At 62.3% G+C, this 13,849-nt stretch carries 14 protein-coding genes; 8 read left to right on the forward strand and 6 right to left on the reverse strand.

The window, feature by feature from the left end; all coding sequences use genetic code 11:
- Window position 1 precedes the first annotated feature (1 nt).
- From EPO61_03290 to EPO61_03315, 6 genes are all read left to right on the forward strand, one after another.
- Window positions 2-2,443 carry a response regulator gene (locus tag EPO61_03290; GenBank protein TAJ10171.1) on the forward strand — a complete coding sequence of 814 codons (2,442 nt, stop codon included), beginning with the start codon at window positions 2-4 and terminating at the stop codon, window positions 2,441-2,443.
- Window positions 2,444-2,676: 233 nt separating this feature from the next.
- Window positions 2,677-3,075, forward strand: coding sequence for a hypothetical protein (locus EPO61_03295; protein TAJ10172.1), 399 nt, complete (start codon window positions 2,677-2,679; stop codon window positions 3,073-3,075).
- On the forward strand, window positions 3,072-4,202 hold the full coding sequence (locus tag EPO61_03300; GenBank protein ID TAJ10173.1) for an FtsX-like permease family protein: 1,131 nt from the start codon (window positions 3,072-3,074) through the stop codon (window positions 4,200-4,202). The genes EPO61_03295 and EPO61_03300 overlap by 4 nt, the downstream gene beginning before the upstream one ends.
- 10 nt (window positions 4,203-4,212) lie before the next feature.
- Window positions 4,213-5,016, forward strand: a complete 804-nt coding sequence (locus EPO61_03305) for an ABC transporter ATP-binding protein (GenBank protein TAJ10174.1) — start codon at window positions 4,213-4,215, stop codon at window positions 5,014-5,016.
- Window positions 5,013-5,963: a biotin/lipoyl-binding protein gene (locus EPO61_03310; GenBank protein ID TAJ10175.1), complete on the forward strand. Its 951-nt coding sequence runs from the start codon at window positions 5,013-5,015 to the stop codon at window positions 5,961-5,963. The genes EPO61_03305 and EPO61_03310 overlap by 4 nt, the downstream gene beginning before the upstream one ends.
- Entirely contained in the window at window positions 5,902-7,728 is a 1,827-nt protein-coding gene (locus EPO61_03315) for an efflux transporter outer membrane subunit (GenBank protein TAJ10176.1), read from the forward strand. The genes EPO61_03310 and EPO61_03315 overlap by 62 nt, the downstream gene beginning before the upstream one ends.
- Window positions 7,729-7,741: 13 nt before the next feature.
- Here the strand turns inward: EPO61_03315 and EPO61_03320 are convergent, their stop codons facing one another.
- Genes EPO61_03320 through EPO61_03330 form a run of 3 tightly spaced genes read right to left on the reverse strand, consistent with a single transcriptional unit; the run spans window position 7,742 to window position 10,063 of the window.
- Window positions 7,742-8,218 (reverse strand): DUF1566 domain-containing protein, encoded by a 477-nt coding sequence (locus tag EPO61_03320; GenBank protein ID TAJ10177.1) that lies wholly within the window; start codon window positions 8,216-8,218, stop codon window positions 7,742-7,744.
- A 24-nt stretch (window positions 8,219-8,242) separates the two neighbouring features.
- Window positions 8,243-9,166, reverse strand: a complete 924-nt coding sequence (locus EPO61_03325) for a site-2 protease family protein (protein ID TAJ10204.1) — start codon at window positions 9,164-9,166, stop codon at window positions 8,243-8,245.
- Window positions 9,167-9,220: 54 nt separating this feature from the next.
- Window positions 9,221-10,063, reverse strand: coding sequence for an MBL fold metallo-hydrolase (locus EPO61_03330; GenBank protein ID TAJ10178.1), 843 nt, complete (start codon window positions 10,061-10,063; stop codon window positions 9,221-9,223).
- 154 nt (window positions 10,064-10,217) lie between these two features.
- Between EPO61_03330 and EPO61_03335 the strand changes: the two genes are divergently transcribed.
- Window positions 10,218-10,511, forward strand: coding sequence for a hypothetical protein (locus tag EPO61_03335; protein TAJ10179.1), 294 nt, complete (start codon window positions 10,218-10,220; stop codon window positions 10,509-10,511).
- Window positions 10,508-10,882: a hypothetical protein gene (locus EPO61_03340; GenBank protein ID TAJ10180.1), complete on the forward strand. Its 375-nt coding sequence runs from the start codon at window positions 10,508-10,510 to the stop codon at window positions 10,880-10,882. The genes EPO61_03335 and EPO61_03340 overlap by 4 nt, the downstream gene beginning before the upstream one ends.
- Before the next feature lie 126 nt (window positions 10,883-11,008).
- Here EPO61_03340 and EPO61_03345 read toward each other — a convergent pair whose 3' ends face one another.
- From EPO61_03345 to EPO61_03355, 3 genes are all read right to left on the reverse strand, one after another.
- Entirely contained in the window at window positions 11,009-11,356 is a 348-nt protein-coding gene (locus EPO61_03345) for an addiction module antitoxin RelB (protein TAJ10181.1), read from the reverse strand.
- The gene (locus EPO61_03350; GenBank protein TAJ10182.1) at window positions 11,265-12,086 is read right to left on the reverse strand and encodes a TIGR02391 family protein; all 822 of its coding nucleotides are present in this window, start codon (window positions 12,084-12,086) and stop codon (window positions 11,265-11,267) included. The genes EPO61_03345 and EPO61_03350 overlap by 92 nt, the downstream gene beginning before the upstream one ends.
- Before the next feature lie 306 nt (window positions 12,087-12,392).
- Entirely contained in the window at window positions 12,393-13,847 is a 1,455-nt protein-coding gene (locus EPO61_03355) for an insulinase family protein (GenBank protein ID TAJ10183.1), read from the reverse strand.
- Window positions 13,848-13,849 lie beyond the last annotated feature (2 nt).

Below are 13,849 nucleotides of genomic sequence, written 5' to 3' on the forward strand. Positions count from 1 at the left end.
GATGGCTGAGCGATTGCGCATCCTTCATCTCGAAGACAATCCGAACGACGCGGACCTCGTCAAGGGTCTGCTCGAAACGGATGGCCTTGCCTGTGACCTCGCCGTCGTCGAAAACCGGGCCGATTTCGCGGCCGCGCTCGAGCGGGGAGACTTCGACCTGATCCTGTCCGATTTCTCGCTGCCGTCCTACGATGGCCGGTCTGCATTGTTGCTCGCCCGGCGAAGGTGTCCCGATGTGCCGTACATTTTTTTCTCGGGGACCATCGGCGAAGCCGCTGCCATTGAGTCCCTCAAGGCTGGAGCCACCGACTACGTCCTGAAACAATGGCCCGCTCGCCTCGTCCCCGCCATACGCCGCGCCTTGAGCGAAGCCCGGGAGTCGGAGGAGCGCAAGCGGGCGGAAGAGAAGTTACGGCAGGTTCAGGAACAGTTCACGGGCATCTTCAATTCGTCCAAGGACGCGATCGGATACGCGACGCTCGACGGGCTCTTTTTAGAAGTGAATGCGGCATTCGAGAAACTGACGGGCCACTCGAAGGAAGAACTCCTTGTGAAGACGCACCAGGCGCTCACCCCGATGGAGTACCGCCGGACTGAAGCCGACATCGTCAATACCGTCGTCAGGACCGGGGAGCCGGCTGAATATGAAAAAGAATACATCCGGAAGGATGGGACGCGGGTCCCCATTGAGGTCACGGTGTTTGCCGTAAACGGAAGCGACGGAACGCCCGCCGGCCTGGCCACGATTGTCAAAGACATCACCCAGCGAAAAATTGCCGAGCGCCGTCGGACGGCACAATATGCGGTGACCAGCGTCCTCGCCGAGTCTCCGACGCTCGCCGAGGCCGTGCCGAATATCCTGCGGCCGATCTGCGAGAGCCTGGGGTGGGAATTGGGCGCCCTGTGGTTCGTGGATGAGGCGGCCAATGTTCTCCGTTTCGTCGAACTCTGGCGCGCCCCCCAGACCTCGGTCCCCACATTCGAGGCGCACACCCGCCAGATGGTGTTCGCGCCGGGCGAAGGCATGCCCGGTCGCGTCTGGACGACAGCGCAGCCGCTTTGGATTCCCGACGTCATCGCCGACTCCAACTTTCCACGGGCGCCGTTCGCGAAGCAGGAAGGGCTCCATGCGGCTTGCGGGTTCCCCATCGTCAGCGGAGATAAAGTCATCGGCGTGCTCGAATTTTTCAGCCGTGAAATCAGGGAGCCGGACCGCGACTTGCTGCAAATGCTCCACGCCATCGTCACCCAGATCGGCCAATTCGGCGAGCGCACGCTGCTCGCCGCACAACTCCGTCAGGCGCAAAAGATGGAGGCGATCGGGCTCCTGGCCGGAGGCATCGCCCATGATTTCAACAATCTTCTGACCGTGATCAACGGCTACAGCGATCTCACGCTCGAGAGCCTCGCGCCGGACGATCGCAACCGCGGCAGCATCGACCAGATCAAGAAGGCCGGCAAGCGGGCCGCCGCCTTGACCAGCCAACTGCTCGCCTTCAGCCGCAAGCAGATTCTGCAGCTCAAAGTCGTGGAATTGAGCCAGCTGGTCCGCAATATCGAGCCCATGCTGCGGCGCCTGATCAGTGAAGACATCCAACTGACCACCACGTTCGCGGCGGACCTGGGCACGGTCAAAGTCGATTCCGGACAGATCGACCAGGTGCTCATGAACCTGGTGGTCAACGCCCGCGATGCCATGCCCAAGGGCGGGAGGATATCCATCCAAACCGCCAACATCGAATTGGAGGAGGGGGCCGTCCGCAAGCAGATTTCCGTGCCGGCTGGCTCCTACGTGACGCTGGCCGTGAGCGACACAGGAACCGGCATGACGCCGGAGGTGCAGGCGCGCATCTTCGAGCCCTTCTTCACGACGAAGCAGCCGGGCAAGGGGACGGGACTGGGGCTGCCCATGGTGTTCGGCATCGTCAAGCAGAGCGGCGGCCACGTGCTGGTGTCCAGCGAGCCGGGACGCGGCACGACGTTTACCCTCTATTTCCCCCTGGCCAGGGACTCGGTGGAACGCGACGAACGGGCCCGGACGCAGGTCGAGGCGCTGGGCGGATCGGAAACCTTGCTGGTGGTCGAAGACGACGATTCGGTCCGAACGTTCACCTGCCAGGTCCTGCGGGGACAGGGGTATCGCGTGCTGGAGGCGAAAGACGGCCATCACGCACTGCTCCTCTGCGAGCAACACAAAGACCCGATCCACCTGGTCGTCACGGACGTGGTGATGCCGGACATGAGCGGACGCGAGGTGGCCGATCGCCTGACTCCTTGCCGGCCGGAAACGAAAGTGCTCTACCTGTCTGGCTATACGGACGATACCATCGTTCACCATGGCGTCCTCGATCCAGCGATTGCGTTTCTGCACAAGCCCTTTACTCCCGACGTCCTGTTGCGCAAGGTACGCGAGGTATTAGCCACGCCACACCCGAAATCCTGACCGGCGCGGCCGGACATGCCCGCCCTTGTTTGCTTCTCAGGTTGTGCCCGCAGGTCGTCAGGCCTGACCATATATGGGCAGAAAAGCGCCGGCCGTCACCGCTCACCAAGCTCCGTGAAATCTTCAGGGCGATCAGCAGTTACAACCGGTTAGCTGCTCCGGCTCACCGGCCCGTCTCGTCTGGCATCATCCCTGCTCTCAGACATCGCCCTATGCATCGGCAGGACCTTCACATGCAACCCGAGACCATCGGCCAGGCGCTGCAAGATTATCTCGGCGAACGGCAGGCCCAGATCGCGCCAACCGGCGACCGGTCTTGCACCGGCCGAGTCTTCGACTGGTGCGGGGACGTACTGGAGTTTCTGGCGGAGGGGGTCTCCGAACGGTTTGCCGCGCGGGGGATCAGCTTCTCCAGCCCCTTCCCGGGCCCCTTCCGTCTGTGGGACGAAGACCAGCAGCAGGACGGCGAGCATGTCCGCCGCTTCTGGACCACGGCACTGTTGCACGGCTGCCCGGTCGCCAAGCTCTGCACGTTCTTTTTTCACCGGCATGATACGCCGGCGATTCCCAGGCCGCCTCGCGTGGTGGCCTTTCCGCCGGATTGTCGAGGCGACGAAGCCGAAACCCTATGAGTTATGTGGCGCTCAAGATGCTCTTCGGCGATCGGGCCAAGTACCTGATGCTGCTCTGTGGCCTGACCTTTTGCGTCATGCTGATCGTGCAGCAGGGCTCCATTTTCTGGGGCCTGATGATCTGGTCGGAGTCCGGGATCAGCAACCTCAACGTCCAGATTTGGGTGACGGACCCGAACATCAGCCAGGTGGCGGAGGTGAAGCCCATCGCCTCCACCACCGTGGAGCGCGTGCGGAGCGTGCCGGGCGTCGAGTGGGCCGTGCCGCTTTACCGGGGCGTGGGCCGGGCCCGCCTGGCCAACGGCGAGTATCACCAGATCACGCTCATGGGGCTGGACGCTTCGACCCTCATCGGCCGTCCGGCCCACATGGAGGAAGGCCGCATCGAAGACCTGCGGACGCCGGACGCGGTCGTGGTGGACCAGTGGGCGGTGGAGCGAATGGGCGGACCGGAGGTGATCAAAGTCGGGACGATCTTTGAGATCAACGACAAGAAGGCCCGCATCGTGGGCATCGCCCATGTGCAGAAGGACTTCCAAAACATCCCCTCCGTCTATGCGACCTTCGAGCGGGCCACCACCTATGCCCCGCCGGAACGCCGCCTGCTCTCGTACGTGCTGGCCAAGGCCAGGGACAACGAGCCGGTGGAAGCGGTGACCAAACGCATCACCGAACAGACGGGCCTGGGCGCCTTCACCCAGGAGGAATTCGGCTGGAAGACGATCCTATGGGTGCTCAAGAACACCGGCATCGGGATCAACTTCGGCACCACAATCCTGCTGGGCTTCATCGTGGGCATGGCCATCGCCGGGCAGACCTTCTATTTGTTCACGGTCGAGAACCTCCGGCAGTTCGGGGCGCTGAAGGCCATGGGGGCCAGCACCTTCGCGCTGGCCCGCATGATCATCCTGCAAGCCTTTACCGTCGGGATCATCGGGTTCGGCGTCGGCATCGGTCTGGCCACATTGTTCGGGACACTGGCCGCGTCCAAAGGCCAGCTGCCTTTTTCAGAGACCTGGCCCTTGCTCTGGCTCGTGTTCGGCTCCCTGCTGGCCATCTGCACCTTTTCGGCCACGATCAGCATCATCAAGCTGGCCAAGTTGGAGCCAGCCATCGTGTTCAGATGAGCCGGTGACGATGGAACTGGACGCACAAACAACAGACGTGAGTACGGGAGAGGCGCCTGGAGGGACTCCGCCCGCTGTGATGGTTCGCGGCGTCATCAAGTCGTTCGGCGCCGGTGACACCAAAGTCACCGTGCTGAAGGGCATCGACCTGGACGTCCGCATGGGCGAGCTGCTCCTGCTGGTCGGCGAGTCCGGCGGCGGCAAAACGACCCTGCTGTCGGTGATTGCCGGCATCCTGGACATCGACGAAGGCCAGTTGGACGTGCTGGGCGTGCCGCTCCCCCAGCTGTCCGGCGGCAAGAAAACCAGGTTTCGCGGGCAGACGATGGGGTTCATTTTTCAGCAGTTCAATCTGTTGCCGGCCTTGACCGCCGCCGAAAACGTGGCCGTGCCCCTGCTCATCCACGGGACCCCCAAGAAAGACGCGATCCGGCGCGCGCGGACGATGCTGGGCAGCGTGGGGCTGGGGGATCGGACGGAGTTTGTGCCGGCCAAGCTGTCCGGCGGGCAGCAGCAGCGGGTCGCCATCGCCCGCGCCCTGGTCTCCGAGCCGCGCCTCCTGATCTGCGACGAGCCGACCGCGGCCCTGGACGGAGAGAACGGCCAGAAGATCATGGCGATCCTGCGGGACGTCGGGCGCTCGCCGGAACGGGCGGTGATCGTCGTGACCCACGACAGTCGCATTTTCCATTTCGGCGACCGGATCGCCGAGTTGACGGACGGACGCATCGTCAGCGTGCATGAGGCACCGAGGCCGAGCCCCAGGGCGGCAGATGCGGGAAAGCCCCCCGCTTCAATGGAGTCACCAGCATGATCGTGCTCACACGACTCAGCGTCTGGGTCTCTCTGGCCGGACTGCTCTTCACGATGTGGATTCTGCTGGCGGCCAAGAAGCAGGAACCGATGCCAACGCCGATCGAGCCCCCGCCGACGAGTCCTTATGAGAGCACCGTGGCGGCCTCCGGCATCATCGAAGCGGAGAACGAGAACGTGCGGATCGCCCCGCCGGCCGCCGGCCTGATCACCAAGGTCTTCGTGACAGTCGGCGACCAGGTGGAACTGGACGCCCCGTTGCTCCAACTAGACGACCGGGAATTACGCGCGCAGCTCGCCGTCCGCCAGGCGGCTATTCCTCCGGCGCAGGCGCGGATCGAAGAGCAGCGGAATCGGCTGGAAGACCTCCAGGTTCAGTACAAGCGGCTCCAGGCGGTGCACGACCGCCGGGCGGTCAGCGAGGACGATGTGAAGCGGACCTGGTATGCGATGGAAGCGAACAAGCGGGTGCTGGTGCGGAACGACGCCGACTTGATCCAGGCCGTCGCCCAGCGGGACGAGACCAAGATTTTGCTGGAACGGCTGACGGTGCGCGCCCCCAGAGCCGGGACGATTCTGCAAGTCAACGTGCGCGCCGGCGAGTATGCGACGCCTGGCGCCTCGGAAACGCTGATCCTCCTCGGCGAGACCCAGCGGCTGCAGATCCGCGCCGACGTGGACGAGGTGAACGCACCGCTGGTGAAAGCCGGGAGCCCCGGCGTCGCCTACCTCAAGGGCTCGACGAAGCAGGCGATTCCCCTGACCTTCGCCCGCATCGAGCCCTACATCGTGCCCAAGAAATCCCTGACCGGCGACAACACGGAACGGGTGGATACCCGCGTGCTCCAGATCATCTACCATTTCGCGCGGCCGCCCTTTCCCGTCTATGCCGGTCAGCAGGTGGACGTGTTCATCAAACGGGACGCTGAAGCACCCAAGAGCCAGTGATCTCATACTGCACACCATGACAAGATTTTCAGTTAGAAAACCATTCAGGATGTTCAAAAAGACCGTCATCTCACCCCCCCAGCCTCAAGCGCGCCGAGACGCGCTTCTTGCCCAGGGCGGCCGCAGGGAGCGAGAGCCCCGAGGAGGTACACACCGAGCTTCGCTTGAACCGCTCGCTTCGATCACATGCGAGCGGATAGGTACTTTGCCTTCAGTTTTGCTCTTCGTTGAGGGGAGCGAGCGACTGGGAACAAAGCTGGGGGTCTTTTTCAACATCCTGCTGCTGGCCGGCTGCGTGCAGGGACCCGACTACAAGAAGCCCGACGTGGTTGTGCCCTCCGCGTGGGATGCGATGGAAACCGGCAAGGACCAAGCCGGCGCGCCCATGGCGACCGGCAGACTCCCGGAAGCCCGCTGGTGGCGGGAGTTTCAGAACGAGGAGCTGACCGGTTTGATCGAGCAGGCGCTCGAGCGCAACCACGATGTGCGCCGGGCCGCCTCCCGGGTGATGGAAGGACGAGCCGCCTTGATGGCCGCCGGCGCAGGCCTCTACCCGCAGGTCAACGTGCAGAGCCAATACTCGCGCATCGAGATTTCCAAAAACACCCTGGCCGGACTCGGTCTGGCCTCAGGCCGCGCGGCTCCGCAGACTTTCGCGACACCCGGCACCGGGTTCAACCTCTGGAATGCCGCGGCGGACTTGAGTTGGGAATTGGACCTCTGGGGTCGCATCCGGCGGGGCATGGAAGCGGCCTCGGCAGAGGCGATTGCGCTGGAGCAGGACCACCGGGCCGTGGCCCTGTCCCTCGTCAGCGACCTGGGGCAGGCCTATTTCCGGCTGCGCGAATTGGACGAACAGGTGACGATCGCGGAGAAAAACCTGGCTCTACGGAAGGACTCCCTCGCGATCATCCAGAGCCGCGCAGCGGTCGGTTTGGCTTCGGAGCTGGACGTCAAACGGGCCGAGGTGCTCGTGGCGGAGAGCGCGGGGCAAATTCCCGAGTTCCAGAGGCTGCGCGCCGTCGAGCTCCATCGGCTCGAAGTGCTGACCGGCGCCGCGCCCGGGTCGTTGCAACTCCCGTCCAAGCCGCTCCGAACAGTGGCGGCCCAGCCGGAGATTCCGGTCGGCCTGCCTTCGCAATTGTTGGAACGGCGGCCCGACATTCTGCAAGCCGAGCGGACGCTCATCGCGGCCAACGCGCGGATCGGCGAGGCCCGCGCTTACTTTTTCCCATCTTTATCCATCACAGGCCAGGGCGGGTTGCAGAGCGTCGAGTTCTCCAACTGGTTCAACGGGAACAGCCGCACCTTCACCATCGGCCCGGCGGTCACGCTCCCCATTTTCCTGGGCGGCACCAACGTGGCGCGCCTGGACCAAGCCGAGGCCCGCTACGAACAGATGCTGGAGAACTATCAGCAGACGATCCTGAACGCCTTCCGGGAAGTGGCGGATCAGCTGGTTTCCATCCGCTCCCGGACGGAACAACGGGACCGCCAGCGCGAGCAGGTCAAGGCATCGGAAACGGCCCTGGAGTTGGCCCAGATTCGGTATCGCGAGGGATTGGTGACCTACCTGGATGTGCTGGAGGCGGAACGGAGCATGCTGGCGGCCGAGACGCAGCTCGTTCAGACAGAGCGGGCCAGGCTGACCGACATGGTCACCCTCTTCAAAGCGCTCGGCGGCGGCTGGGAGACCAAGCCGATCGCCATGTCTCCCGAGACCCCCCTCCGCTCGCCGCTGAAGACACCGCTTTTCGGCGGGTAATCGATTCGATCGTCTATTTCGCCGAGGGTTCGCCCAACACACACCACATGCGGCGAGTCCCGGACTTCTGGTCGGTCACCGGTTCGCCGGAAAAGAAACTCACCTGCCAGGCCACGATGTCGTCGGTCGGGTGCGGCGTGGCGGTCCAGTAGATGGCCGACTTGATATTCAAAAAGGGATGGCCGGGCGGCAGAGCCGGGTCCTTCTGCGCCGGATCGATGAGGCTCTTTATCTCCTGAATCGTCGGCGCCCGCCAGCCGTTTTTACCGCCGATGGCCTTCGTCTTGCAACGCTCGACGGATCGGCTCCAGACATCATGTTCCAGGTCCGGCGCCTGCTCCCAGACCAGGCCGGTCTGGTTGTCCTTCACCCCGACTCCACCCAGCACGAGGGTGAATCGCTCGGCGGCGGGGAGCGGATCAACGATCAGCGAGAACGCACACAAGGCCAGGGTACCGACCCAGGCTCGCGCCGGACTCGTTCGCCTCATGACGTCATGCGCCTCGCTCGTGCGTTAATAGAATGAGAATGGCACCGGCGCAAAGGTCAGGATAAAAATCGCCAGTGCGCCCCAGCCGACCCAGACGCGGGTCGGGCCCAGAGCTTCCTCCGGGTCCAGGACCGGCGGATGGCTCAGCCCCAGCAGCCCGGCCATCCCAGCCCAGAGAAACCACCCGCGCCAGCCCACGAAGCCCAGCACCAGCAGGACCGGGAGGATCGCCAAGGCCAGCGTCCTCTGCCGCTCGCCCCAGAGGGCATAAGCCACATGGCCCCCGTCCAGCTGCCCGATGGGAATTAAGTTCAGCGCGGTCACGAAAAGCCCGAACCAGGCGGCAAAGCCGACCGGGTGCAGCAGCACGTCGTAGCCCTCCGGAAGCGGGCCGAACACCAGCCAGGACACGAACTGCAACAGCAACGGCTCCCCCAGGTGCAGGCCGAAGGTATGCTCGTCTTTGACCACCTGCGAGAGGCTCAGCCCAACAAATAGCGCCACGACCGCCACCACGAACCCCGCGATCGGGCCGGCCACACCGATGTCGAACAGGGCCTTGCGGTTCAGGATCGGCCCGCGCATGCGGATGATCGCGCCGAAGGTCCCGATAAAGTGCGGCGGCCCCGGGATGAACAGCGGCAAGGAGGCGGGCACACGGTGAATGCGCGAGAGGACATAATGACCGAGCTCGTGCATGACCAGGATGCCCAGCAGGGTCCCGGCGAACGGAAGGCCTTTCAGAAGAGCAGCCGGATCGTTGACCAAAAACTGCCAGGCACCGAGCAGCGGGCTCGTGTTGGTTTGGTAGGCTCCGGCCCAGAGTGTGGTAAAGACCGTGGCCAGAAACAGCCCCAGCGGAACGACAATCGAGGCATGAGCCGGCGCCTTCGGATCGTCATCCATCGGAACCACGTCATACCCTGGGTGCTCCCGCGCCGGGACCATCCGGCTGAACGGGTCGTTCGGATCTGGCCGCTCGTCGTATAGCGCCATGCTCGCCTAGGCTGCGGTCAGAAAAGGGTTATGAACCAGTTCTTCCCCCACCGTCGTGGCCGGACCGTGGCCGGGCAAGAGTACCACCGGCGCCGGCTGTGTCAACACCCGCTTCCTCACCGATTCCAGATGCACCGGATAGAGCGTCGCGGGATTGGCCCTCCCGATCGAACCGGCAAAAAGCGTGTCCCCGACGAAGCAGATGTCACGCTCGCCCCCCTGCACCCGATAACAGATGCCGCCAGGCGTATGACCCGGCGTCGTCATGCAGGTCACGGTCAGACCGCCCACCGCGATCGGACTGCCGTCTTCGCAAGGGCCCATCAGCTTTTGCGGCGGTTTCCAGGAGAGGAGTTTCACATCCTCGCGGCCGATATAGACCGGCACTGGAAGATGTTGCAGGATCACATCCAACCCCTCCGCATGGTCGGAATGGCCGTGCGTGAGACAAACCGCTTTGAGTGTCAGATTCTTCCGGCTCACGACATCCAGCATGGCCTCGGCATTGTAGGCCGTGTCCACCATAATGGCCTCGCCCCCATCGTACAGCACATAGCCTTTGACCTGGTACCCGCCGACATCCCCGAGTACCGTTTCGACGCAAGCCAGCGCCGGAGAGTCGGCCGGCCTCCACCCTTCCAGTGCAATCTGAATCAATGGCTCAGGCCTGAGCCCCAACACTGTCGCAAGCGCCATGACTTCCGCCCTCGTCGGCTGCCTCCCGGCCCGCTCCAACACCGTCACGGCGTCAGGTCTGATGCCGCTTTTTTCGGCCACCTCGCCGATCGAGAGCCCCAGACCCGTCCGGGCCTTCTTGATGATGTCGCAGAAGTCGTCTTCTAATCCCATAAAGAAGCCTTCAGCTGTCAGTTATCAGCCATCAGCTTGAACGACACCATGACCGTCACAGTACCTTGCAGAGGATCGACAATCAAGAGACAACCAGGCGCAGTAGCGCAAGACCCTCCTTGACACTGCCGTTCTATATGGTATCTATTACCATATGGCAAAGGCCAGGCTGGTCCTCCATACAAGATATGTTGACGAACAGGGAGGGCTGGTGGAAATGAAGGCCTACGACGTGCCGAAGACCGCAAGTGCGCCGCACGGGTTCAAATATTCCCTGGTGTACATCCGTGGCGGCAACCGACTGGTCGGTTACGACAACCATGAGCGCAAGGGCGACCATCGGCACTACCGATCCGACACGACGCCGTACGCCTTTACCACTGTTGATCGGCTGATCGAAGATTTTCTCCGGGATGTAGGGACGATCAGAGAGGAGTTGGAACCATGAAAGCCAAGCAGATCAAAGTCGGGGTTCGAACGCTGGAGGAAGGGCTGCGCGAGTTCGGGTCAACCCTGAAGGCGCTTCAGGCCGGACAAAAGGTTACCAAACGCACCGGAACCTTTTTTGTGAGCGTGGAAGCCATGCGTCAGGTGCTCACTCCCTCGCGCTTGACCCTGCTCCACCTGATCAGGACTCATCGCCCTCCATCCATTGCCGCGCTGGCGAAACTCACGAAACGGAACTTCAAGAACGTCCACGCCGATCTGACACTCCTGGCCAATCTCGGCTTGGTTCATCTGGCGCCGGGCTCCCATGCCCGCGACGCCGTCACCCCGACCGTCCCCTACGAGCGCATCCAATTCGAAATCGCCGTGTAAGACCAGGACCTACGGTTCGCTGCGTTCACGATCGCCTGCACGTCGGTCTCAAGAATACTGCCCTGAATGGCCATCATCACTATCTGCTTCTCAGACACAAGCTATTCCCCAAGCAAACTTTCCAAATTACTTGCCGAGAATCTGTCGTCGCGCCTCAAGCCAGGGGATGGTCTTGACCTTTCCGCCTTCCAACTCTTGCACTCGCCGCGCGATCTCAGCACTCCACGCCGTTTTAGCATCCTCGTCTACCTCAGCATCTAGACTTTCGATAAGCAGAGAGGCAAGTGCGGCCCGTGCCTGCAGCGGCAGCTGCAATGCCGCGGCGAACACCTTTGCCTCCTCATCTCTCATAGATACTTTTCCCCTCGCAGCCACAGCCTTATTACTTCTCTTCCCGACGCCTTGCTTGATCCACTTTCTTGGCGAGGAAACTGAGCAGGGCAATATATTCGAGCGCTTCTTCTGGTGAATCATCTGCTAAAGCGTGCGCTCTTGGATTTCGCAGAGCTTGGACTGCTCCCTCAAAGAGATGCATCATGCCCTCTTGTTCATCTTGTTCTGTTTGATCCTTGAGATCATTGAAAGCAAGGACCGGAGCATTCTTAGAAAAAACAGCGCGCATCAGTGGCGCACCATCTAGGTCGTGGCGACGAGACTTTTCTTTAACTATGTTTACCAGAGCCAAAGACGCATCAAGTACAGCGTTGCGGTAATGTCTATTGCGGTATAAATCGGCGCATACATCGGCAATCCGTGGGTGAAGTTCCATATTGTCGAAGGCCATCTTGACACGACCAGCAGGGTCTAGTCCGAGGTCGGCCTGCTTTTCTTCAAGACGAGCAATAAGACCCTCAAGTAGAGTAATTGTTTGTGGGATGCCCGCCTCAAAACAAAGTTGAAAGTCTGGCGTTTTGAGGGCACCTCCAAAAGCATCGACAGGCACGCCCGTACTATGCCAAATATTGTGATTTTGATGTGTTCTGTACTCAAGAGAGCGCTCGCCAAATATCTCTAAAATCGCTGCCCTGATATTTTGCTCTGCGTTCCGATGGCGTCTATCTTCATACTTGATACGATCGGCCTTGAGAGCTTTCACCTCGTCGATCCGTTTCTTCAGCTTATCAATCCCACGTTGGATTTCCTTGGAAGTGAATTGTCTGACTTCTATCGACGAGGGTTCTTGGTCATGCTTACGGTTTACCATTCTCAATCTCCAAACTTGTGGCCGTGGTAGAGACCGCAGCGGCTTTGCAGAAGCGGCTCCAAACCAAGGGGACGGGTCTCTCAGCGACGCGTCCCTTACCCTTTCCCTCTCTCCGCATGCGGATGGAACGGATGCGGGCTGAGGCGACGGGATGGCAAGAACTGTGCGTCAGTAGCCGCGAGGGCGCCGCGAGCCGTTCTTCTATTCCGATAAGGCAAGCGGCCAACCGTAAGACTCACGGTGGCCCGATGACACCAATGCATCATGCCGCAGCCGAGCGCACGCGCCGTTCGTCAGCCGCCTCCCTCATCCCTCAGGCGGCAACTTTATTTCCTTCACCTCACCGAACCCAGACAGCACTTGCGGCAGCGCGTCAACCGGACCGACCGCCAGGATGCGGAGCTGGTCCGGATGGAGGTGCTTGCGGGCCGCTTGCAGCAAGTCGTCCTTGGTCAGCTTCACGACTTTATCCCGCATCTGCTGGAGAAAGTCCTTGGGCAGGCCGTCGTACTCCAGCCCGATCAGGCGGCTGACGATGCTGGAGGCGCTGGTGAACGAGAAGACAAAGGAATTCACGAAGGCCTCCTTCGCTTCCGCCAGTTCCTGGTCCGTCACCGGCTCTTTCTGGAGCCGTTCCATATTGGCCACCAGGCGGTTCACCACTTCCTGCGTCGAGGCCAGCTTGGTTTCCGCGCGCATCCCCCAGACCCCCTGCTCGCGCACCCCGGCCCGGAGCGAACTGCCCACCGAGTAGGCCAGCCCTTGTTTGGTCCGCACATCCTGGAACAAGCGGCTGCGGAATCCGCTCCCGCCGAGAATGTCGTTGAGCAGCGAGACGGCCGGATAGTCGGGATCGCTCTCCTTGATCGAGAGGTGGCCGGCCCGCAGATGGGTCTGCTGGCTCCCCTTGCCGACGACACGGACGATACGCTTCCCGTCACGCCCCTGCTCCGCTTGGACCGGCGGGAAGGCGATCTTCGGCACCTCCCCCCTGGGCCAGGCGCCGAACGTCTCGCGCAGCGCCGCCAGCATCGGGCCCTTGTCGAAATCCCCCGTCACGCCCAGCACAATCCCATTGGGATGGACCGTGCGGGCATGGAAAGCCAGCAAGTCCTGGCGGGTGATCCTGGTGACCGAGGCCACGGAACTTTCGCGCGCGAAGGGGTGCTCCGCTCCGTAGAGCAACTTGGCGAACTCGCGCCCGGCGATGGATTGTGGCTGATCCTGGCGTCGGCGGATACCCTCGATCGCCTGGAGTTTGGCCAGTTCGACCCGGCTGGAGTCGAAGGCGGGCGTCATGAGCATGTCGGCAAAGATCCGGAGCCCGCGGGGCACATCCTTCTTCAGCACATCCAACATGGCGGAGCCGGACTCGGTCCCGATGCCCACCGAAACCCCAGCCGCCAGTTGCTCCAGCTCCTGGTCCACCTCCTCGGCGGACATGCGCGCGGTTCCGCCCGTCCGCATCGTGGCGCCCGTCAGGCCGGCCAGACCAACCTTGTCCGACGGGTCCAGCCAGGCGCCGGTCTGCATCGTGGCGGTGATCGTGACCAGCGGCAGTTCGTGGTCTTCCAGCAAATACACGACCATGCCGTTGTCCAGCACCACCCGCTCCGGCTCCGGCGGGGTAAATTGGACCGTGTCGAACTTCATCGTCCTCGGATCGTCCTGCGCCAGCACAAGCGGAGATTCGACTCCAAGGCACAGTGTCACTGCCACCGCCAACCCTGCGATTCTTTGCATCATCGGCCTTTTCACCATGT

The organism is Nitrospirota bacterium (genome assembly GCA_004296885.1).
GTDB lineage: Bacteria > Nitrospirota > Nitrospiria > Nitrospirales > Nitrospiraceae > SYGV01.

Coding starts and splice junctions, on each gene's coding strand:
- EPO61_03290 (TAJ10171.1), top strand. CDS start 2: ATGGCTGAGCGATTGCGCATCCTTCATCTCGAAGACAATCCGAACGAC.
- EPO61_03295 (TAJ10172.1), top strand. CDS start 2,677: ATGCAACCCGAGACCATCGGCCAGGCGCTGCAAGATTATCTCGGCGAA.
- EPO61_03300 (TAJ10173.1), top strand. CDS start 3,072: ATGAGTTATGTGGCGCTCAAGATGCTCTTCGGCGATCGGGCCAAGTAC.
- EPO61_03305 (TAJ10174.1), top strand. CDS start 4,213: ATGGAACTGGACGCACAAACAACAGACGTGAGTACGGGAGAGGCGCCT.
- EPO61_03310 (TAJ10175.1), top strand. CDS start 5,013: ATGATCGTGCTCACACGACTCAGCGTCTGGGTCTCTCTGGCCGGACTG.
- EPO61_03315 (TAJ10176.1), top strand. CDS start 5,902: ATGCCGGTCAGCAGGTGGACGTGTTCATCAAACGGGACGCTGAAGCAC.
- EPO61_03320 (TAJ10177.1), bottom strand. CDS start 8,218: ATGAGGCGAACGAGTCCGGCGCGAGCCTGGGTCGGTACCCTGGCCTTG.
- EPO61_03325 (TAJ10204.1), bottom strand. CDS start 9,166: ATGGTCCCGGCGCGGGAGCACCCAGGGTATGACGTGGTTCCGATGGAT.
- EPO61_03330 (TAJ10178.1), bottom strand. CDS start 10,063: ATGGGATTAGAAGACGACTTCTGCGACATCATCAAGAAGGCCCGGACG.
- EPO61_03335 (TAJ10179.1), top strand. CDS start 10,218: ATGGCAAAGGCCAGGCTGGTCCTCCATACAAGATATGTTGACGAACAG.
- EPO61_03340 (TAJ10180.1), top strand. CDS start 10,508: ATGAAAGCCAAGCAGATCAAAGTCGGGGTTCGAACGCTGGAGGAAGGG.
- EPO61_03345 (TAJ10181.1), bottom strand. CDS start 11,356: ATGATTCACCAGAAGAAGCGCTCGAATATATTGCCCTGCTCAGTTTCC.
- EPO61_03350 (TAJ10182.1), bottom strand. CDS start 12,086: ATGGTAAACCGTAAGCATGACCAAGAACCCTCGTCGATAGAAGTCAGA.
- EPO61_03355 (TAJ10183.1), bottom strand. CDS start 13,847: ATGGTGAAAAGGCCGATGATGCAAAGAATCGCAGGGTTGGCGGTGGCA.